This window comes from Arthrobacter sp. zg-Y40, assembly GCF_020731535.1.
In the GTDB taxonomy this organism is placed as follows: domain Bacteria; phylum Actinomycetota; class Actinomycetes; order Actinomycetales; family Micrococcaceae; genus Arthrobacter_B.
On the sequence record NZ_JAJFZS010000008.1, the window covers coordinates 137,829 to 157,650 of the forward strand.

Here is a 19,822-nt window from a genome sequence, read left to right on the forward strand (position 1 = left end):
GCTGGCACACTGGAAGCATGTGCGGACGATACGTGATGGCCCGGGCCGCTGCGGACCTGGTGGCCGAAGCAGAAGCAGAGGCGGATGCCAACCTTGAGCTGCGCGCCTCCTGGAACGTGGCGCCGACGTCGGACGTCCCGGTAGTGCTCGAACGCCTGGTGGACGGGCGGCGGGCCCGGCAGGTGCACGTGGCCCGGTGGGGCCTGGTGCCGGGCTGGGCGAAGGATGCCTCGGTGGGGGTGCGGGCGTTCAACGCGCGCAGCGAAACGGTGCTGGAGAAGCCGACGTTCCGTGACGCCGTCGCCGCCCGGCGCTGCGCCGTTCCCGTGGACGGCTACTACGAGTGGATGGCCGGTCCCGGCAAGGTCCGGCAACCGTTTTACGTTTCCCGGACCGACGGCCGGCCCATTTATTTCGCCGGGCTCTATGAATGGTGGCGGGATCCGGCGAAGGACCCGGGGGATCCGGACAGGTGGCTGCTCTCGACCTCCATCCTGACCGTCGCCGCACCGCCGGCGGACAGTGCCGAACCGGTGCTGCGGGAACTCGCGGGCCTGCATGACCGGCTGCCGCTGCCCCTGTCTCCGGAGGCAATGACCGCCTGGCTCGACCCTGCAGCGCTCGCCGGGACGGACACCGCCGCGCTGCTGGCTGCGGCAACCGGTCAGGCGTATGCGGCGGCGTCGGACTGGCACCTGCGGAAGGCACACCACGGTGTGGGGAATGTCCGCAACGACGGCGCGTACCTGCTGCAGCCGGACCCGGCCGCGGCACGCGAGGACGTACTCTTCTAGCCCCGCGGCCCGTTCGCTGCGGACGCCTCCAAGGCAGCCTCGACCGCCGCCTCCGGGTCCGGGTCCGGTCCGGCGGGATCGAGGGTTTCCCGGTCCAGGACCGCAGGATTCTGGGTCACCAAGGTGACCCGGCCGTCGTCGTCCACGGATAGCCCGGGGTTGTGGCAGGCCTCCCAGCGCACGCCGTCGGGGTCGGTGAAGTAACCGGAATACCCGCCCCAGCTCATCTGCGTACCCGGGGCGGTGATAGTCCCGCCGGCAGCTGCGGCCTGGTGCAGCACCGCGTCCACTTCCGCGGGAGAGTCTAGGTTATGGCCCAGGGTGAAGGGCGCCTCACGGATGTCACCCATTGGCCCGGCTTCGGCCGCGAGGTGGTCGGCACGGAAGAAGGAGAGCACCAGGCCGTGGTTGACCTGGAAAAACAGCACCTCTTCCGGAACATACTGCAGCGGAGTCCAGCCCAGCCGGGACACATAGAACGCGTAAGTCACTTCGAGGTCCCGTACGCCTACGGTCACCACGGATACATGGGGGTTCACGTCTTGATCCTCCCATCCAGAGGTCAAGAATGCCGATTATGGCGCGAATCAGTGCCGGGCCCGCCGCGCAGCGGCAATTGCACACCGGTTGTCCCGGTGCTGGATATTCTTTAAGCATGGAAGCAGCTGAGCAGAAATCCGTTTCGGGACAGCTTGACGATGTCCGGGCAGCAATCGACGAGATCGACGAGGAAATCGTTGCGCTGATCTGGCGCCGGGAGCGGCTGGTACGCCTCGCCGGGGGACTGAAGGACAGCGACGCCGCCGTCCGCTCACCCAAGCGCATGGAAGAAGTAATTGCCCACGTCCGGCACGCCGCCGAGGAGCAGGACAGCGACTGCAACGTGGTGGAACGGACCTACAAGGCAATGATCGAAGCCTTCATCGACTACGAACTCAAGGTCCGGCACCAAACGGAAACCCAGCGCAAGCTGGACGCCTTCAGCAACAGCTAGGTGCCGCCGTCCGCGGCACACATCCGGTAGGTTGGGCCGCATGACCTCGACCGTGGCAAACGCGTGAGCCGGCCAACTCCGGCACCCGGCGACAACCGCTGGCGTCCCGTGGCCGCCGCGCTCGCTGACCCGCGCCGCCTGCGCCTGTATGCGCGCGCCGTCCTCGCAGCCGACGACGGCGCCCCGCTGGACCCCGCGGACCTCGCTGCGGACGAAGCCAAGTCGCTGGCGGTGCTGCAGCAGGCAGGCCTGCTGCAGGTGGACGGAAACCGGACCAAACCCGCACCGTCAGTGTTCCGGGACCTGCTGGCAGCCGGTGTGCGGCCGCCGGAGTCCTCGGCCCGCCGGTTCCTGGTCCGGGGCCGGATCGAGGCCTTCCCGCGCAAACGGGCAGACCGGCTCGAGCTGCTGCAGTTGATTGCCGGCGAAGTCTTCGAACACGCGGTGCCGCCGGAACCGGGGCTCCAGCCGGTCCTTACCGAGAAGGACCTGACACACCGCCTGGCCGCCTACACCTCCGACCCCGCCGCTATCCGCCGCTACCTCATCGACGAGGGCATTGTTGCCCGGGATCCCGCCGGTACCCAGTACTGGCTCACCCGGCCCCGCCCGGCAGAAGGAATGGAATTTGCCTGACTCTCCCGCCCGCACCGGGACAAGTGCACTCGCCGGGACAGCGGTACAGGGGGCATAGGAGGCCGTCGCGACCGTTGACTTGGCGGGCAAGGCGGGCGTCGAATGGGAAGTGCACCTGGACTGCCATCACTCGGCGGAAACTTCCAAGGAGATGCGCATGGCAGAGCAATTCACCGCCCGTGGCACAAGAGCAGCCCACCCCGCCGCGGGTATGACCGGCGCCATGGGTGCCCCTGTCAGTACCGTGTCGCTGGCGGCCCACTCCAGTGCGACGCTGGCCGCTCCGGGAACGGCTCCGGACGCGGCCCCTCCGGGAACGGCTCCGGCGGGTGCAGCCCCGGCAGACCCGGGCGGCGCAACGGCCGCAGGCGCGGGCGCCCCGGACCCGCACTCCGGCCGGCAGCCGTCCCCTGAACATTCCGGGCGCCGCATTGCCGTCATTTTCACGGGCCTGATGCTCGCGGTGCTGCTCGCTGCCCTGGACCAGACCATCGTTTCCACGGCACTGCCCACCATTGTGGGGGACCTGCACGGGCTGGACCACCTGTCCTGGGTGATCACCGCTTACCTGCTGACCTCCACCATCGGGCTGCCCATCTACGGCAAGCTCGGTGACCTGCTGGGACGCAAGAACATTTTCATTTTCGCCATTGTGGTTTTCCTGGTGGGCTCAGCGCTGTCCGGGCAGTCGCACAGCATGGCCGAACTGATCACCTACCGGGCCATCCAGGGTGTGGGCGGCGGCGGGCTGATCATCGGTGCGCAGGCCATCATCGGCGACATTGTGCCCGCCCGCGAGCGCGGCAAGTACATGGGCCTGATTGGGGCTGCCTTCGGCATCGCATCGGTCAGCGGACCGCTGCTGGGCGGATACCTGACGGACTCCTGGTCCTGGCGGTGGGTGTTCTACATCAACCTGCCCATCGGGGTCATTGCGCTCGCCGTCATCATCGGCGCGCTGCACCTGCCGCGGAACAGCGCCAAGGGTATTGCCCTGGACTACGCCGGCGCGGGACTGCTGGCCATCGGCAGCGCCGCTCTGGTGCTGTTGACCAGCTGGGGCGGCAACAACTACGCGTGGACTTCTCCGACCATCCTGACACTGGGCGCGGTTTTCCTGGCTGCCGTCGCGGTGTTCATCCCTGTGGAACTGCGGGCGAAGGAGCCGATGCTGCCACTGCGGCTCTTCTCCATCCGCAACTTCCTGATCTGCACGCTGGTGGGGCTGGCCGTGGGCCTGGCGATGTTCGGGTCCATCGCCTACCTGCCCACCTTCCTCCAGATTGTCAACGGCGCGTCCCCGACCATGTCCGGGCTGATGATGCTGCCCATGACGGCGGGCCTGCTGATCACCTCCGTCGGCACCGGACAGCTGATTTCCCGCACCGGCAGGTACAAGATCTACCCGATCCTCGGATCGGCTGTCATGGTTCTCGGACTGCTGCTGCTCTCCCGGATTTCCAGTACGACGCCGTACGGGTTCACTGCCTTGGGCATGTTCGTGCTGGGGCTGGGCATCGGAGCGCTGATGCAGAACACAGTGCTGATTGTGCAGAACAGCGTCCCGCCCACGGACATGGGCACCGGGGTGTCCACGGCCAACTATTTCCGGCAGCTGGGCGCGTCACTGGGTATTGCGGTGTTTGGGTCGCTGTTTATCCAGCGGCTCAATGACCAGCTGGCCTCGGCGCCTCGCGGAGCCGGGGATCCGGCGTCCGGCGGAGCGAACTCGATCAGCCCGGAAACCATCAAAGCCCTTCCTGCCGCCGCCCAGGACTTCATCAAGTCCGCCTTCGGTGAAGCGCTGCCGCCCATCTTCCTGCTGGGAGTGCCCTTCCTGGCCGCGGCATTCATCTTAACGCTCTTCATTGTGCAGCAGCCGCTGTCCAAAACCGCCCGTGTGGAAGCGGACGTGGAATAAGAAGCCAACCAGGAGTTGCCCCCTATGTCCCACAGAGCCCTCACGCCGCGGATCGCGGCAGTACCGCCCCGTCCTGTGCCCGCAGTGCCCAGGCACCGCGGGCAGGCCGTCCAGGAGGAGGTGGAGCCCGGACGGAACCTCGGCCTGGTCCTCACGGGCCTGCTGCTCTCGGTGCTGCTGGCCGCGCTGGACCAGACCATTGTGGCTACTGCGCTGCCAACCATTGTGGGCGACCTCAACGGGCTGGAACATCTGTCCTGGGTGGTGACCGCGTACATCCTTGCCGCCACCATCGGCCTGCCGATCTACGGGAAGCTCGGAGACCTGTTCGGGCGCAAAAGCATCTTCATTTTCGCCATAGCGGTTTTCCTGGCCGGTTCGGTCTTGTCCGGGCTGTCCCAGAACATGGGCCAGCTGATCGCTTTCCGTGCCCTGCAGGGTATCGGCGGCGGCGGGCTGATGATCGGGGCGCAGGCCATCCTGGGGGATCTGGTCTCGCCCCGGGAACGCGGCAAGTACATGGGCTTGATTGGGGCGGCGTTCGGGCTGGCCTCCGTGGGTGGCCCGCTGCTGGGCGGCTGGATCACCGATGCCTGGTCCTGGCGGTGGGTGTTCTACATCAACCTGCCCATCGGGGCGCTGGCGCTCGCCGTCGTGATCGCCTCACTGCACCTGCCCAAACCCGAGGGCAGGCGTCCGAAGCTGGACTATGCCGGCGCGGGACTGCTGGCACTGGCCAGCGCTGCCCTGATCATGCTGACCACCTGGGCCGGGACCACATATGCCTGGTCCAGCCCGCAGATCCTTGCCCTGGCAGCCGTGACCCTGGCCGCGGCCGGGGCGTTCATCCCGGTGGAGCGCCGCGCCCCCGAACCCATCCTTCCGCTTGGGCTGTTCCGCAACCGGAATTTCCTGCTCCCCGTGCTGGTGGGCATCTCCGTCGGGATCGCGATGTTTTCCACCATTTCCTACCTCCCGACCTTCCTGCAGATGGTCAACCGCGCCACCGCCACCCAGTCGGGCCTGATGATGCTGCCCATGATGGGCGGGCTGCTGCTCACCTCCATCGGCACCGGCCAGCTGATCTCGCGCACGGGACGGTACAAGGTCTATCCGGTGGCCGGCTGTGCCGTGATCATTGCCGGACTGGTCCTGCTGTCCCGGATCTCGGATACGACGCCGTACGGGTTCACGGCCCTGGGGATGCTGGTGATGGGCATGGGGATCGGGATGCTGATGCAGAACCTGGTGCTGATTGTGCAGAACAGCGTGCCGGGCAGGGACATGGGGGCAGCGATCTCCGGGGCGAACTATTTCCGGCAGATCGGTGCCTCGTTCGGCATTGCACTGTTTGGCTCCATCTTCATCCACCGGCTGGGCAACGAAATGGCGGCGGCGCCGCCCGGGGCAGGGGCCGCCGCGGGCGGAGACATCAACTCGCTCAGCCCGGCCATGCTGCGCAGCCTGCCCGCACCGGCGCAGGACTTTATCGCCGCCGCGTTTGGGCACGCGCTGCCGCCCATCTTCCTGCTGAGCGTGCCCATTGTGGCGGCAGCCCTGGTGCTGTGCCTGTTCATCAAGGAGATTCCGCTGTCCACAACAGTGCGGGTGGAGGCGAAGGAAGAGGCCTAGGAAATGCCGTAAGTGAACAGCATGTACAAGAGCCACAGGATCAGTGCCAGCACGGCGCCCTGCCACACCAGGGAGGGAATGATGTACAGCCGTGCCGCGAGCTTCTTTCTGCCGTTCTGGAGCGCTGCAATAAAACCGCCTACGGATGCGACCAGGGTGAGGATGCCGAGGATGGCAATGAGGTCAACAAGGCCGCCCCAGCCGGAACCATAGGCGTAGTCGCCCATACTGCCGGCCCAGACAATGAGGGGCATCAAGGCCAGGGCCCAGCCGAGGGTAACGATGACGATGCCGGCGATTGCCCCGCCGCCGAAGCGCTCCCGGGGTGCTTGGGGGAATTGCTGGTACGGGTTTCCAGCCGTTGGTGCCCCCGGGTACGGGTTTCCAGCCATGGACGCCCCGGGGTACGGGTTTCCCTGCATTGGGGCACCGTTATACGGGTTCTGGTAGGCCCCGGCGTACCCCGGCGGCGGACCGGGTTGCTGCTGCGCCTGTTGCTGCGTCTGTTGCTGGGAGGCCTGCGGGTCATGGAGGGGAGGCTGTCCGGCGGGCGGCATGCCGGTGTGCGTGGCAGGGTCCATGGTTGGCTCCATCGGTTGGGGACGGGAATCTGGAACCAGTGTGCACCAGGCGGGCGTGTTTAGCCCGTAACCCCTTGCCCGGGTGTGGATGAACGGTCTGTTAGCGGGGACCAAAATACCGGATCCGGCACCTCGTGGTGCCTATTGTCCGCCGCTGGTCGTACACTGAAGATGACGCTGTTCGAATATATGTTCGAATTAGTTGCCGGCTGTTAACCAACAGGGAAACCACCAAGGAAACCAACAGGGAAACTGCCGCCGGCAACCAGTGCAGCCAGTAAAAACCAGCGGGGATGGCGGCGTGCGGTATGCACGTGCCGGGCGGGGAGGGAAGCTGAATGGGTGTCTTCAGCGAAGCAATAGAGGTGGTGTGCTCGCCCGCGGGCAAGCCCCTGCGGCTGGTGTGGGGCGGGCACACCTACAAGGTGGGCGCTGATCCGGTGCGCTGGTATGAACGCCGCAACTGGTGGGAAGAGGAAACCCGGGCCGAACGCGGCCACGGCGCCGGACTGGTGGATACCGAGATCTGGCGGGTTCAGGCCCGTGTCAGTGAACACTCCGAGCTGCGCACCCTGGACCTCTCGCACCACGTGAACACCGACCGCTGGCGCCTGATACGGATCCATGACGCACTGAGACCCAGTGCCTGAGGGGACAGCACCAACCCCATGAGCTTTATCCACCTGCACGCAGCCACTGCCTTCAGCGCCCACTACGGAGTGTCCTGGCCCGAGGAGATGGCCGCTGCCGCTGCTGCCGACGGCGCCGATGCCCTCGCCTGCACCGACAGGGACGGGTTGTACGGCACCGTCAAGCATCTGCGCGCCTGCATGGAGGCAGGAATCGACCCCATTGTGGGAGTGGACCTCGCCGTCCTGGACGAACACCACACCGTCACGGGCCGGGTGGTTCTCCTGGCCCGCGGATCCAACGGCGGCGCCGGCTACCGTGCCCTGTGCCGGCTGATCTCCGCAGCCCACGCCGGCACCTCGGCTTCCCGGGCACGCACCGGCAAACCCGTAGGCGTCACCATGGAGCAACTGGCCGCCCATGCCCGGGGAACACTGGCAGAAGACGGAACTCCCATAGGGGAGGCCGGGCAGCCGGTGCTGACTGTGCTGGTAGGCCCGCAGTCCGACGTCGGCGTTGCCATGCGCAGCCGCAGCTATGCCGTGGCGCGTACCCTCTTCGCCCGCTGGCGCTCGCTGATCCCTGCGGGGGCGCTCGCCGTCGAGGTGGTGACGCACCTGGCCCCGCCGGGGGAGAACCTCAGCCTCGCCCACGCGGTGCGGATGTTCCGGCTGGCCGATGAGATGCGCGTACCCGCCATCCTCACCAACGCCGTGCGGTACGTGGATGAGGACGGCGCCGCCACCGCTGACGTGCTCGACGCCGCGCGCTCGCTGACCTCGCTGTCCCGGCTCCCTGACCTGCAGCCCAACGGGCAGGGCTGGCTCAAGGGCACACGCCAGATGACGGCACTTGCCCGGGAGATCAGCTCGGAAGCGGGCTACGGCTCCGGGGGAGCGGCACGGATGCTGGCTGACACTGCGGCGCTCGCCGATGACTGCCGGATTGACCCGGTGGCCGACATGGGCTGGAAACAGCCAGTGGTTCCGGAAGCGTCGGTGATCGGCATCAACGCCGAACCCATGACGGAACTGCGCCAACGCTGCGAAGCGGGGATCACCCGCCGGCTGCGCGTGCAGGACTCCATCGCCGAGGTCCAGATGCGCAACCGGCTCGAACACGAACTGGGCATCATTGAACGGCTCGGCTTCGCCTCATACTTCCTCACGGTCGCCGAAGTTTCGGCCATGATCACGGGAATGGGGGTACGCGCCGCGGCCCGCGGCTCGGGCGCCTCCTCGCTGGTGAACTATCTGCTGGGAGTCAGTCACGTCAACCCGCTGGACCACGACCTGATCTTTGAACGCTTCCTCTCCCGGGACCGCTCCACGCTGCCGGACATCGACATCGACGTCGAAAGCGCCGAGCGGCACAATGTGTACCACCGCATCTTCGAACGCTTCGGCTCCGAACGGGTCACGCTGATGAGCATGCAGAACGGTTACCGGGCCCGCGGAGCGGTGCGCGACGCCGGACTGGCCCTGGGTATGGATGAAGCCGACATCGGAGCCGTGGCCAAGCAGCTGTGGCGCTTCTCGGCGCGCAACTTCCGTGAGGCGCTCGCCGAAAAACCGGAACTGCGCGAAATCTCCGGCCAGGTGGAAAACAACAAGCAGTTGGACCTGCTGGTAGATCTCACCGAACGGCTGGACCGCCTGCCCCGGCACATCTCCATGCATCCGTGCGGGGTGATCCTGGGGGACAAGTCCCTGCTGGACCGCACCCCGGTGCAGCCCAGCGGACTGGGCTTGCCCATGTCCCAGTTCGACAAGCACGACATGGACCCCATGGGCATGCTCAAGCTGGACGTGCTGGGTGTGCGGATGCAAAGCGCCATGGCCTTTGCCGTGCGCGAGGTGGTGCGCGTGCATTCCTCGCGTGAGGAAGTGATTGCCGCCGGCGGTCACCGGGAGGCACCGGATGCCCCGGATCCGGAGTTCATCGAACCCAGCGGCCGAATCAACCTGGACGCCGTGCCGTTCGACGACGAACCAACCTACGAGCTGATCCGCAGCACCCACACCCTGGGCTGCTTCCAGATTGAATCCCCGGGCCAGCGCGAACTGGTGGGCAAACTCGCTCCGCGGGAGTTCAATGACCTGATTATCGATATCTCCCTGTTCCGCCCCGGTCCCATGAAATCCGACATGGTCCGCCCGTTCCTGGAACACCGGCACGGCTTTTCCCCGGAGGTGTACCCGCACGAGGCGCTGCGGCCGGTACTGGCGGAAACCCACGGGGTCACCGTTTTCCACGAACAGGTGCTGCGCACCCTGAACGTCTTTACCGGCTGCGGCCTGGCCAAGGCAGATGAGCTGCGCCGGCTGCTGGGCAATGAAGCGGCAGAACCGGGGGTGGAAGAGTACTTCCGCAGCAAGTCCGCGGCACGCGGCTACACGCAGGAGACCATCGACAAGGTCTGGGACACGCTCAAGGCTTTTGGCAGCTTCGGTTTCTGCAAGGCCCACGGGGCGGCCTTCGCCGTGCCCACCTACCAGTCGGCCTGGCTGAAGGCGCACCATCCGGCGGCCTTCCTGGCCGGGATCTTCGAGCATGATCCCGGTATGTATCCCCGCCGGCTGCTGGTGGCTGAAGCCCGGCGGATGGGCATCCCCATCCTGCCCCTGGACATCAACTGGAGCGGGGAGCAGTACCGGGTGGAGCGGACCGAAGAGGGAAAGCTGGGCATCCGGCTGTCCCTGGCCGGGATCTACGGGCTCTCCGCCGTTGAGCTTCGGCGCATTGCCGCCGGGCAGCCCTATGATTCCCTGGCGGACCTGCGGGCCCGGGCGCGGGTCTCCCGGCCCACGCTGCGCCGGCTGGCCCAGCTCGGCGCCTTTGATTCGCTCAGCAGGCAGACCGGCTCGGCCGGCAGCCGGGCGGACCTGATCCAGTACCTGGACGCCGCCCCGGCCAAGTCCGCCTCCCGCAAGCATGATCCGATTCCCGGGCAGCTGGCCCTGCCGCTGGGGGACACCGAGCTGAAGAACCTGCGCCACCAGCTGCCCGAACCGGGGCTGCGTGAGAAGGTCCGCACCGAACTGGACCTGCTGTCCGTGGACGTCAGTGCGCACCTGATGGAAAGCTACGGCCCGCTGCTGAAGCGGCTGGGAGTCACACAGGCAGAGGCTCTGATGGACCTGCGCAACGGCACCGAGGTGCTGGTGGCCGGGATCCGGGTGGCCACGCAAACCCCGCCCATGCGCGGGGGCCGCCGTGTGGTCTTCATCAGCATTGACGACGGCACCGGGTGCGTTGACTGCACGTTCTTCCACGAAGCCCAGGAGAAAGCCGGCCCGCTGCTGTTCGGCACGGAACTGCTGCTGATCCGCGGCCTGACCCGCCGCACGGGTGCCCGCGGCATCAGCCTGCAGGCGCTGGAAGCATGGAATCTGGCGGACACAGGCTCGCTTCCGCTGCCGGTTCCCCAGCGCGGCATGTTGGTGGGGCACAAGCGCAGCGGATAACATCGGTACGGGCGTAGAAGGAGCCGGCCGAGTCCAGGCCGTGCCGCAGACCCCGTACAAACAAATCTAGGAGACAACGTGTCAGTGCCAGAGAAGTTCACCCTCATCGTCGACGGCGAAGAGACCACGGTGGATACTGGCACCACCGGTGCGCAGCTCTTCTTCGAACGCCGCGACGTCGTCGTTATGCGCGTGAACTCGGTCCTCAAGGACCTGGACACCCCGCTGGAACAGGGCGACGTGGTGGAATCAGCCACCATCGAGTCCGAAGACGGACTGAACGTCCTGCGCCACTCCACCGCCCACGTGATGGCCCAGGCCGTGCAGCAGCTGCGCCCGGACGCCAAGCTGGGCATTGGCCCGTACATCAAGGACGGCTTCTACTTCGACTTCGACGTCGCCGAGCCGTTCACCCCCGAAGACCTGAAGACGCTCGAGAAGATGATGCAGAAGATCATCAACTCGAACCAAAAATTCGTGCGCCGCGTGGTCAGCGAAGACGAAGCCCGCGAAGCGATGGCCAACGAGCCGTACAAGCTGGAGCTGCTCGGCAAGAAGGACGGCGCCGAGGAAGCAGGCGAGGGCGCGAACATCGAGGTGGGCGCCGGCGAGATCACCATTTACGACAACGTGGACCGCAAGTCCGGCGAGACCGTCTGGTGTGATCTGTGCCGCGGCCCGCACCTGCCCAACACGAAGCTCATCTCCAACGCCTTTGCGCTGACCCGCTCCGCCGCCGCCTACTGGCTGGGCAACCAGAAGAACCAGCAGCTGCAGCGCATCTACGGCACCGCCTGGCCCACCAAGGACGCCCTGAAGGCCTACCAGGAACGCCTGGCCGAGGCCGAGCGCCGCGACCACCGCAAGCTGGGCACCGAACTGGACCTGTTCTCCTTCCCGGATGAGCTGGGCTCCGGCCTGCCGGTGTTCCACCCCAAGGGCGGCATCATCCGCAAGGCCATGGAGGACTACTCCCGCCAGCGCCACACCGAGGCCGGCTACGAGTTCGTCTACACCCCGCATATCACCAAGGGCCACCTCTATGAGGTCTCCGGCCACCTGGACTGGTACCGGGACGGAATGTTCCCTCCCATGCACGTGGACGAGGTCACCGACCCGGAGACCGGCGAGGTCACCAAGCCCGGCCAGGACTACTACCTGAAGCCGATGAACTGCCCCATGCACAACCTGATCTTCCGCTCCCGCGGACGGTCCTACCGTGAACTGCCGCTGCGGCTGTTCGAATTCGGCTCCGTGTACCGCTACGAGAAGTCCGGCGTCATTCACGGCCTGACGCGCGTGCGCGGCATGACCCAGGACGACGCCCACATCTACTGCACCCGCGAGCAGATGAAGGACGAACTGACCAGCACGCTGAAGTTCGTGCTGGACCTGCTTCGGGACTACGGCCTGGACGACTTCTACCTGGAGCTCTCCACCAAGGACCCCGAGAAATACGTAGGTTCAGATGAGGTGTGGGAAGAAGCCACCCGCACCCTCGCCGAGGTAGCCGAAGCCTCCGGACTGGACCTGGTGCCGGATCCGGGCGGAGCAGCGTTCTACGGCCCGAAGATTTCCGTGCAGGCCCGCGACGCCATTGGCCGCACCTGGCAGATGTCCACCATCCAGCTGGACTTCAACCTGCCCGAGCGCTTCGAGCTCGAATACCAGGCCGCCGACGGCAGCCGCCAGCGTCCGGTCATGATCCACCGTGCCCTGTTCGGCTCCGTGGAACGCTTTATGGGCCTGCTGACCGAGCACTACGCCGGTGCGTTCCCGGCCTGGCTGTCTCCGGTCCAGGTGGTTGGCATCCCCGTTGCCGAAGCGTTCAACGACTACATGTTCGACGTCGTCGACAAGCTCAAGGCCCACGGCATCCGTGCCCAGGTGGACACCGGCACCGACCGCTTCCCGAAGAAGATCCGCACGGCCTCCAAGGACAAGATCCCGTTTGTCCTGATTGCCGGCGGCGACGACGCCGAGGCCGGCGCCGTGTCCTTCCGCTTCCGTGACGGCAGCCAGGACAACGGCGTGCCCGTTGAAGAGGCCGTCAAGCGCATTGTCGAAGCCGTCCGGAACCACGACAAGTAGGGCGGCGGGAACACCATGGCAGAAACAGACGACACGGAAATAACGGACACGTTTGAACTCGCCGGCGTTCCCGACGCGTTCCAGCGGCTCTGGACCCCGCACCGCCTCGCCTACATCAAGGGCGGACAGAAGCAGGTCTCCTCAGAAGAGTCCTGCCCCTTCTGCGCCGCACCGGGGCGGACGGACGAAGAATCGCTGATTGTGCACCGCGGGAAGCATGCCTTCGTCATCCTGAACCTCTTCCCGTACAACGCCGGCCACCTGCTGGTCTGCCCGTACCGGCACGTGCCGGACTACACGGACATTGACCCGGAGGAAACGGCGGAAATTGCGGCCCTGACGCAGACCGCCATGCGCGTGCTGCGGAAGGTGTCCGGCCCCTCCGGCTTCAACCTGGGCATGAACCAGGGCGAGACCGGCGGCGCCGGCATTGCCGCGCACCTGCACCAGCACATTGTGCCGCGGTGGGGCGGGGACGGAAACTTCCTGCCGATCATCGCGCAAACCAAGGCCATCACCCAGACCCTGGGCGAGGTGCGCCGGCAGGTAGCCGACGCCTGGCCCGCAGACGGCTCCGGCCGGGACAGCGAGGACTGACGCGTGCTCAACAAATACGCACGGGGATTCTTCACTGCTGTTTTCACCCCGATGGCCACCTGGCTGCTCCGCCACCGGGTCACCCCGGACATGGTCACCATTGCCGGGACGCTCGGCGTGATGATCGGCGGCCTGGTCTTCTACCCGCTCGGTGAACTCTTCTGGGGCACCATCTTCATTACGGCGTTCATCTTCTCCGACGTCATCGACGGCATCATGGCCCGGCAGCTGGACCGCAAGGGCAGCTGGGGCGGGTTCCTGGACTCCACACTGGACCGCTTCGCCGACGGTGCGTTGTTTGCCGGCGTGGCCATCTGGTTCTTCACCGGCGGCGGCAACGACGCCATCGGTATCATGGCGGTCCTGTGCCTGGTCGCGGGAATGCTCGTCTCCTACATCCGGGCCAAGGCAGAGTCCCTGGGCTTCAACGCCAACGTGGGTATTGCCGAGCGGGCCGAACGGCTGGTCTCCCTGCTGGTGGCCACCGGGCTCGTGGGCCTGGGCGTCCCCGAGGTGCTGCTGCTGGTGGTGCTGGTCCTGCTGACCCTGGCCAGCTGCGTGACCATCGGCCAGCGGATGCACGCCGTCGCCAAGCAGGCACGGACGAACAACCCGGCGGCCTAACCGGGCTGCAGATGTTCAAAGGGCGGAACCGGTGAACCGGTTCCGCCCTTTGCGTCTGCCGGCCCTTGGAACTCCTAGGCCAGTCCGCGGCGGTCCAGCAGCGGCTGGATTTCCGCGTCACGGCCGCGGAAGTTCCGGAAAGCCTGCAGCGGATCGATGCTGTTGCCGCGCGAGAGCAGCTCGGTCCGGAACCGGTCCCCGTTTTCCCGGGTCAGGCCGCCGTTCTCCTTGAACCACTCCACCGTGTCGGCGTCGAGCACTTCACTCCAAATGTAGGCGTAATACGCCGCCGCGTAGCCGCCGGCGAAGATGTGCTTGAAGTAGCCGGTGCGGTAGCGCGGGGGCACCAGATCCAGGTCCACTCCCGCGGCGGCCAGGGCACGTGCCTCGAAGGCTTCGGGGTCTTCCACGGTTTCGCCGGGCGCCAGTTCATGCCAGGCCAGGTCCAGCAGCGTGGCACCGAGGTATTCGGTGGTGGAGAATCCCTCGCCCCAGGTCGAGGCGGCAAGGACCTTGTCGATGACGTCCTGCGGCAGCGGCTCACCGGTGACGTGGTGCCGGGCGAAGTTGGCCACCACTTCCGGCCACAGCATCCACATCTCGTTCACCTGGGAGGGGTACTCGACAAAGTCCCGCGGCACCGCCGTGCCGGAGAACTGCGGATAGGTCACGTCGGAGAACAGTCCGTGCAGTGCGTGGCCGAATTCGTGGAACGCGGTCACCACCTGGTCGAAGGTCAGCAGGGTGGGTTCGCCCGCGGCCGGCTTGGAGATGTTCAGGTTGTTGATGACCACCGGCGGTTCCTCCAGCAGCCGCGACTGGTGCACCAGGGAATTCATCCAGGCCCCGCCGTTTTTGGTATCGCGGGTGTAGTAGTCGCCCAGGAACAGGCCCAGCCCGGTGCCGTCAGCGTTATGGACTTCCCATACCCGGACATCGGGGTGGTAGCCGGCCAGATCCTTGCGTTCCGTGAAAGTCAGCCCGTACAGGCGGTTGGCGGCATGAAAAACGCCGTCGTGCAGCACACGCTCAAGTTCGAAATACGGGCGCAGGGCGGCAAGGTCGACGTCGAACTTCTCCCTGCGGACCTGCTCCGAGTAGAAGGCCCAGTCCCAGGCCGCCAGCTCATGGCCGTCGCGGCGTGCCGCTTCGCGCAGCAGCTCGGCTTCGGCACGGGCATTGCGCACCGCGGCCGGCGCCAGCTTGTCCAGCATCTCGTGGATGGCGTCCAGGGACGGGGCCGTCTGGTTGTCGGTGGCGTACTCCGCGTGGTTCGCGAAACCGAGCAGGGCTGCCTTCTCCGCCCGGAGCGCAGCCATTTCGGCCGCGACGGACAGGGTGTTGCGGTCATTGTCGCGGAAGCCGCGCCGCAGGGAGGCTTCGTGCAGGCGGCGGCGGGTCTCCCGGTTGGTCAGCGAGGACAGGGCGGGCTGCGGCGTGGGCAGCACCAGGGAGAGCAGGTACTTGCCCTCATGCCCTGCCTCGTTGGCTGCCGAGGCCGCTGCAGCTATGTCGTCGTCGGAGAGCCCGGCCAGCTCGGCAGCGGTGTCCACTACCAGGGCAGAATCGTTGGTGTCCTTCAGCAGCCGCTGGGAAAACTCCGTCCCCAGTTCGGAAAGCCGCGCATTCAGTTCCCGCATGCGCGCCTGCCCGGCGTCGTCGAGCTGCGCCCCGGCACGGATGAAGTGGCGACGGTATTCGGAGACCAGCCGCGACTGTTCGGCGTGCAGCCCGTCGACCTGTCCGGCGACGGCCTCTACCCGTTCAAAAAGCTGCCGGTTCAGGTAGATGGCATCCTCGTGGGCGGCCAGCCGGGGTCCGATTTCCTGCTGGATCCGCTGCACGCCCTCGGTGGCGTGGGCGGCGCACAGGGTGAAGAAGACGACGGCGGTGCGCCCGAGCTGCTGCCCGGAAGCTTCCAGCGCGGCGATGGTGTTGGCGAAATCGGAGGCCGCCGGGTTGCCCGCAATGGCCTCGATCTGCGCGGCATGTTCGGCGATTCCGGCCTCAAAGGCGGGCAGGAAGGTGTCCTCGGAAATCTGCGCGAACGGGGGCAGCTGATACGGGAGGGTGCTGGGAGTGAGGAAAGGGGTGTCCATAAGGCCCAAGACTGGCACACCGGCCTATTCCAAACCAATGTGACCCTCCCGTAAGATCGGGCCGATTCCCCGCTGCCCGCAGTCGCAGGCCTGGGGGCATATTCCCTGGGGGATTCATGAAACGCAACGCACGTGTGGGGAGCTCTGGCCTTGGTTCGAGCCGGGTTGCGGCGGCGACGGCGGGAATGCTGCTGGTTGCCCTGGTGCTGGGCGGCTGTATGGCCGCGGAGGACGGGGATGACGGCGAGGGGGAGCGTGTGGTGCCGGCGTCGTCGTCGCCCGCGGCAACCGCTGCTCCCGCCATCCCCGGCAAAGGGCCCGCGTGCCCGGCCGCGGACTGCTTCTCGCTGATGCTGGCCGGGGACCTGCTGGTCCATCCGCAGCTGTGGGACCAGGCCGCGGCCGACGCCGCCGCCACCGGGAAGGGCCCGCTGGACTTCGAACCGCTGCTGGCGGGGCAGGTGGACTACATTGCCGCAGCGGACCTGGCCGTCTGCCACATGGAAACGCCCGTGGCCGAACCCGGCGGCCCGTATTCCGGTTATCCGATGTTCAACGTGCCCCCGCAGATCCTCACTGCAGCGGCCGCTGTCGGCTATCGGGCCTGCACGACGGCCAGCAACCACACAGTTGATGCGGGCACGGCGGGGCTGAACCGCACGCTGGGGGTGCTGGATTCGCTCGGCTTGGCGCACACCGGGTCCTACGCTTCGCAGGAAGAGGCGGGCCGGCCGATGATCCTGTCCGCTCCGGCCGGCAAGGTGGCGGTCATCGAGGCGACGTACGGGTTGAACGGGCTGGCAGCTGAGTATCCGTGGCAGGTGGATCTGCTCGATGCCGAGGCGATGATCGCCAAGGCACGGCAGGCACGCGCCCAGGGGGCCGACGTCGTCGTGGGCGCCATCCATGCCGGTGAGGAATACGCGTCCGCGCCCAACAGCGAGCAGGTGGAAACCGCCCATGCCCTCGCGGACAGCGGGGAGTTCGACTTCGTTTACGGCCACCACACCCACTCCGTGCTGCCCATCGAAAACTACAACGGCACCTGGATTGCCTACGGCCTGGGCAACGCCGTCACGGAACTTTCGCCATGGTACGACGTGAACAACGAGGGCCTGATAGTGCGGGCCCAGTTCGCCCGCGACGACGACGGCGCGTGGTCCGTGAGTGATCTGGCCTGGGCGCCGTCGGTCATTGTCCGGGACCCGTATCGCTGGTGCTCAGTGGCTGCGGACCTGCCGCAGGGGGAGTGCGCGCCGGCCGGGCAGCGCGAAGCCGTCCGGGCGCGGACTGTTTCGGTGGTCGAGTCCCTGGGGGCGGCCGGCGCCGGGGCGCACGAGTGGCTGCTGTCGCGGGAGGGCTCGGGAAAGTAGCGGGGGAAGCGCGGGGCGGGGCGGACGGGGCGGACGGGAGGTACGCGGGAAGGCTGGGAGGCACGCGGGGAGGCTGGAGCGGGGGAGCGCGGGAGGCTCGGAGGGTCTCTACCTCCACAGGACAGTGCGTCTGCGGCGTTGTGAACAAGAAAAAGTATCCGGTTTGGAACGCCTCGCCCGCTCCATAAACTCGAACACATGTTCGAATTATTGACCCCTCGAGGGGCGGCTGCTGAGGTACCGGCCACGGTGGACCGGCCCAATGCGGCTCCCATCCCGGTTTCCGGGGCGATATCCGGGGTGGGAGCCGTAGAGACCGTTTCCGGCTGGATCCGCAGGTTGTCTAGCCCCGCCTCTTTGTCTGCGGTAGGCGGTGAGGCAGATGCCGGCCTAGTGGATCAGCTTCGCGTTCTGGAGGAACTAAAAGCGGCCGCCAGCGCTGCCCAGGCGAGGGTCGCCGTCGCGCTTGACGGATCAATCCGCCGGGCGCATGCGCGGGCCGGGATCCCCCGCAAGCAGCAAGGCAGGGGAGTGGGTGCCCAGATCGCGCTGGCCCGCAGGGAATCACCGGCCCGGGGCGGGCGGATCCTGGGCTTCGCCAACGCTTTGATTGAGGAAATGCCCTGCACCCTGCAGGCTCTGTCCGAAGGCCGGATCAGCGAGTGGCGGGCCACCCTGCTGGTGCGGGAGACCGCCTGCCTGTCCGTGGAGGACCGGCGGCTGGTGGATAAGGACATCGCGGGGGACCCTGCCGAGTTGGAGGGTCTGGGTGACCGCCGGCTGATCGCCCGGATCCGGAAACTGACCTACCACATCGACCAGCAGGCCATCGTCCGCCGGGCAGCGAAGGCGGAGGCCGACCGGTATGTTTCCTGCCGTCCGGCGCCGGACACCATGACGTACGTGACCGGTCTGCTGCCGGTCGCGCAAGGGGTAGCCGTGTATGCAGCACTGAGCCGGGAAGCGGACTCGCTGCGGGCACACGGCGACACGAGAGGCCGGGGACAGATCATGGCTGACACCATGGTGGAACGCATTACCGGCCTCTCACGGGCTGATCGCGTGCCGCTGGAGGTCCAACTGGTGATGACCGACCGCACGCTGCTGAGCGGATCCGCTGAGCCGGCGCACCTGGACGGATACGGGATCGTTCCTGCCATGTGGGCGCGTCATGCCGTTGGCACGGCCGCTGCAGCAGCAACCGGCCAGGCCCGGCAGGGCGGCGAATTGTCTGCCCGGGGCCGCTCCGACGGCGGGGAACAATCACCGGGGCTTTGGCTCCGGCGGCTGTATACGGCTCCGGCAACAGGTGACTTGATCGGGATGGATTCCAAAGCGCGCTGTGCCCCGGAATCCCTGGCCCGGTTCATCGAAACCCGGGACCAGTTCTGCCGCACCCCGTGGTGCGGCGCACCCATCCGCCACCGCGACCACATTCAGCCTCATCGTGCCGGAGGAAGCACCGATGCCGGCAACTTGCAGGGTCTGTGCGAGTCCTGCAACCAGGCGAAGGAGGCACCGGGATGGAAATCGGTGGTGATAAAGCACGGCGCCGGTCTGCCGGCTACGGCTTCCCCACCACGGCACACCGTCGAGATCACCACCCCCACCCGGCACCGTTAGCGTTCCACGGCGCCTCCGCTGCCCGGGTGAGACGGACACCATGAGGGGGGCGACGGCTTAAGCTGCAGCACCTGCAGCTTAAGCCTCGATTGAACTGGTACTTTCAGTCTTCGAACAACTCGCACGGCAGCCGAACAGGGACTCTTGGAGTTGCTCATCCGGCTAAGGGCCGAACGAACTTGAGGGGGTGTGGTTGTGAAAAGGTTCTATGTTGCGTCCAGCTTTATGAACATCGTCAATGTCCGCTACGTCGCGCACGCCTTGGAAAGCAGCGGCTACGTCAACACGTACGACTGGACCCGGGACGCCTCGGCGCGCGACGCGGGTACAGTCACCCTCGCCGATCTGCGCTCCATCGGGCAGCGTGAGCGGGATGCGGTGATAGGTGCCGACGTGGTTGTAATCCTGCTTCCAGGCGGGAAGGGCACGCATGTTGAGCTTGGCATCGCGATCGCTCAAGGCAAACGGACCATCCTGCATTCGCCGACCGAGGTCATGAACAACCTTGATATCACCAGCACGTTCTACCACCTGCCCGAGTTGGAGAAGAGCCACGGAACCCTAGACGACCTCATAACCATGATCATTGGTCAAGAAGTGACCGTCGCCGCGGTCTGACGCCCGGCCGAGCCTCCAGCTGCATGCCACGCACCCCGCCACGCCAGCGCCGGGTAGGTCCGCCCCAGCAACCATTCCTCGTACCATGAACGGCATGACTGGCGCACGGTTAATCGGGAGCACGCGAGAGGCTGCGTGGTTG

At 66.7% G+C, this 19,822-nt stretch carries 16 protein-coding genes; 13 read left to right on the forward strand and 3 right to left on the reverse strand.

All coding sequences use genetic code 11. The features are described from left to right. The first annotated feature begins 17 nt into the window (after positions 1-17). Positions 18-794: an SOS response-associated peptidase gene (locus LJ754_RS08045; protein WP_227926190.1), complete on the forward strand. Its 777-nt coding sequence runs from the start codon at positions 18-20 to the stop codon at positions 792-794. Here LJ754_RS08045 and LJ754_RS08050 read toward each other — a convergent pair. Next, positions 791-1,333, reverse strand: coding sequence for a VOC family protein (locus LJ754_RS08050; protein WP_227911534.1), 543 nt, complete (start codon positions 1,331-1,333; stop codon positions 791-793). The genes LJ754_RS08045 and LJ754_RS08050 overlap by 4 nt on opposite strands. Before the next feature lie 116 nt (positions 1,334-1,449). Between LJ754_RS08050 and LJ754_RS08055 the strand changes: the two genes are divergently transcribed. The 4 genes from LJ754_RS08055 to LJ754_RS08070 all read left to right on the forward strand — a co-directional run bounded on the left by LJ754_RS08055 (position 1,450) and on the right by LJ754_RS08070 (position 5,977). Beyond that, a complete protein-coding gene (locus LJ754_RS08055; protein ID WP_227911533.1) occupies positions 1,450-1,788 on the forward strand; it encodes a chorismate mutase in 339 nt (112 codons plus the stop codon). Between the two features lie 63 nt (positions 1,789-1,851). Next, complete coding sequence (locus LJ754_RS16925; protein ID WP_227926191.1) at positions 1,852-2,424, forward strand: DUF2087 domain-containing protein; 573 nt, start codon at positions 1,852-1,854, stop codon at positions 2,422-2,424. Positions 2,425-2,581: 157 nt separating this feature from the next. Beyond that, on the forward strand, positions 2,582-4,345 hold the full coding sequence (locus tag LJ754_RS08065) for an MDR family MFS transporter (protein WP_227926192.1): 1,764 nt from the start codon (positions 2,582-2,584) through the stop codon (positions 4,343-4,345). A 24-nt stretch (positions 4,346-4,369) separates the two neighbouring features. Further along, the gene (locus LJ754_RS08070; RefSeq protein WP_227926193.1) at positions 4,370-5,977 is read left to right on the forward strand and encodes an MDR family MFS transporter; all 1,608 of its coding nucleotides are present in this window, start codon (positions 4,370-4,372) and stop codon (positions 5,975-5,977) included. Here the strand turns inward: LJ754_RS08070 and LJ754_RS08075 are convergent. Next, the gene (locus LJ754_RS08075; RefSeq protein ID WP_227926194.1) at positions 5,974-6,558 is read right to left on the reverse strand and encodes a hypothetical protein; all 585 of its coding nucleotides are present in this window, start codon (positions 6,556-6,558) and stop codon (positions 5,974-5,976) included. The two genes, LJ754_RS08070 and LJ754_RS08075, sit on opposite strands and share 4 nt — an antisense overlap. A 338-nt stretch (positions 6,559-6,896) precedes the next feature. On the opposite strand from LJ754_RS08075, the gene LJ754_RS08080 reads away from it, so the two are divergent. From LJ754_RS08080 to pgsA, 5 genes are all read left to right on the forward strand, one after another. Then, on the forward strand, positions 6,897-7,208 hold the full coding sequence (locus tag LJ754_RS08080) for a DUF6504 family protein (RefSeq protein WP_227911528.1): 312 nt from the start codon (positions 6,897-6,899) through the stop codon (positions 7,206-7,208). An 18-nt stretch (positions 7,209-7,226) separates the two neighbouring features. Beyond that, the gene (locus tag LJ754_RS08085; RefSeq protein ID WP_227926195.1) at positions 7,227-10,655 is read left to right on the forward strand and encodes a DNA polymerase III subunit alpha; all 3,429 of its coding nucleotides are present in this window, start codon (positions 7,227-7,229) and stop codon (positions 10,653-10,655) included. A gap of 84 nt (positions 10,656-10,739) precedes the next feature. After that, positions 10,740-12,746 (forward strand): threonine--tRNA ligase, encoded by a 2,007-nt coding sequence (gene thrS, locus LJ754_RS08090; protein WP_442860132.1) that lies wholly within the window; start codon positions 10,740-10,742, stop codon positions 12,744-12,746. Positions 12,747-12,761: 15 nt separating this feature from the next. Further along, entirely contained in the window at positions 12,762-13,343 is a 582-nt protein-coding gene (locus tag LJ754_RS08095) for an HIT family protein (RefSeq protein WP_227926196.1), read from the forward strand. Positions 13,344-13,346: 3 nt separating this feature from the next. Then, on the forward strand, positions 13,347-13,967 hold the full coding sequence (gene pgsA / locus LJ754_RS08100; protein ID WP_227911524.1) for a phosphatidylinositol phosphate synthase: 621 nt from the start codon (positions 13,347-13,349) through the stop codon (positions 13,965-13,967). 74 nt (positions 13,968-14,041) lie between these two features. On the opposite strand, the gene LJ754_RS08105 is transcribed toward pgsA, so the two are convergent. Further along, positions 14,042-16,066 (reverse strand): M3 family metallopeptidase, encoded by a 2,025-nt coding sequence (locus LJ754_RS08105; protein ID WP_227926197.1) that lies wholly within the window; start codon positions 16,064-16,066, stop codon positions 14,042-14,044. A gap of 116 nt (positions 16,067-16,182) precedes the next feature. On the opposite strand from LJ754_RS08105, the gene LJ754_RS08110 reads away from it, so the two are divergent. From LJ754_RS08110 to LJ754_RS08120, 3 genes are all read left to right on the forward strand, one after another. Beyond that, positions 16,183-17,439 carry a CapA family protein gene (locus LJ754_RS08110; protein ID WP_227926198.1) on the forward strand — a complete coding sequence of 419 codons (1,257 nt, stop codon included), beginning with the start codon at positions 16,183-16,185 and terminating at the stop codon, positions 17,437-17,439. A 393-nt stretch (positions 17,440-17,832) separates the two neighbouring features. Then, positions 17,833-19,062 (forward strand): HNH endonuclease, encoded by a 1,230-nt coding sequence (locus tag LJ754_RS08115; RefSeq protein ID WP_227926199.1) that lies wholly within the window; start codon positions 17,833-17,835, stop codon positions 19,060-19,062. 225 nt (positions 19,063-19,287) lie between these two features. Next, a complete protein-coding gene (locus tag LJ754_RS08120) occupies positions 19,288-19,680 on the forward strand; it encodes a nucleoside 2-deoxyribosyltransferase (protein WP_227926200.1) in 393 nt (130 codons plus the stop codon). Positions 19,681-19,822: the final 142 nt, after the last annotated feature.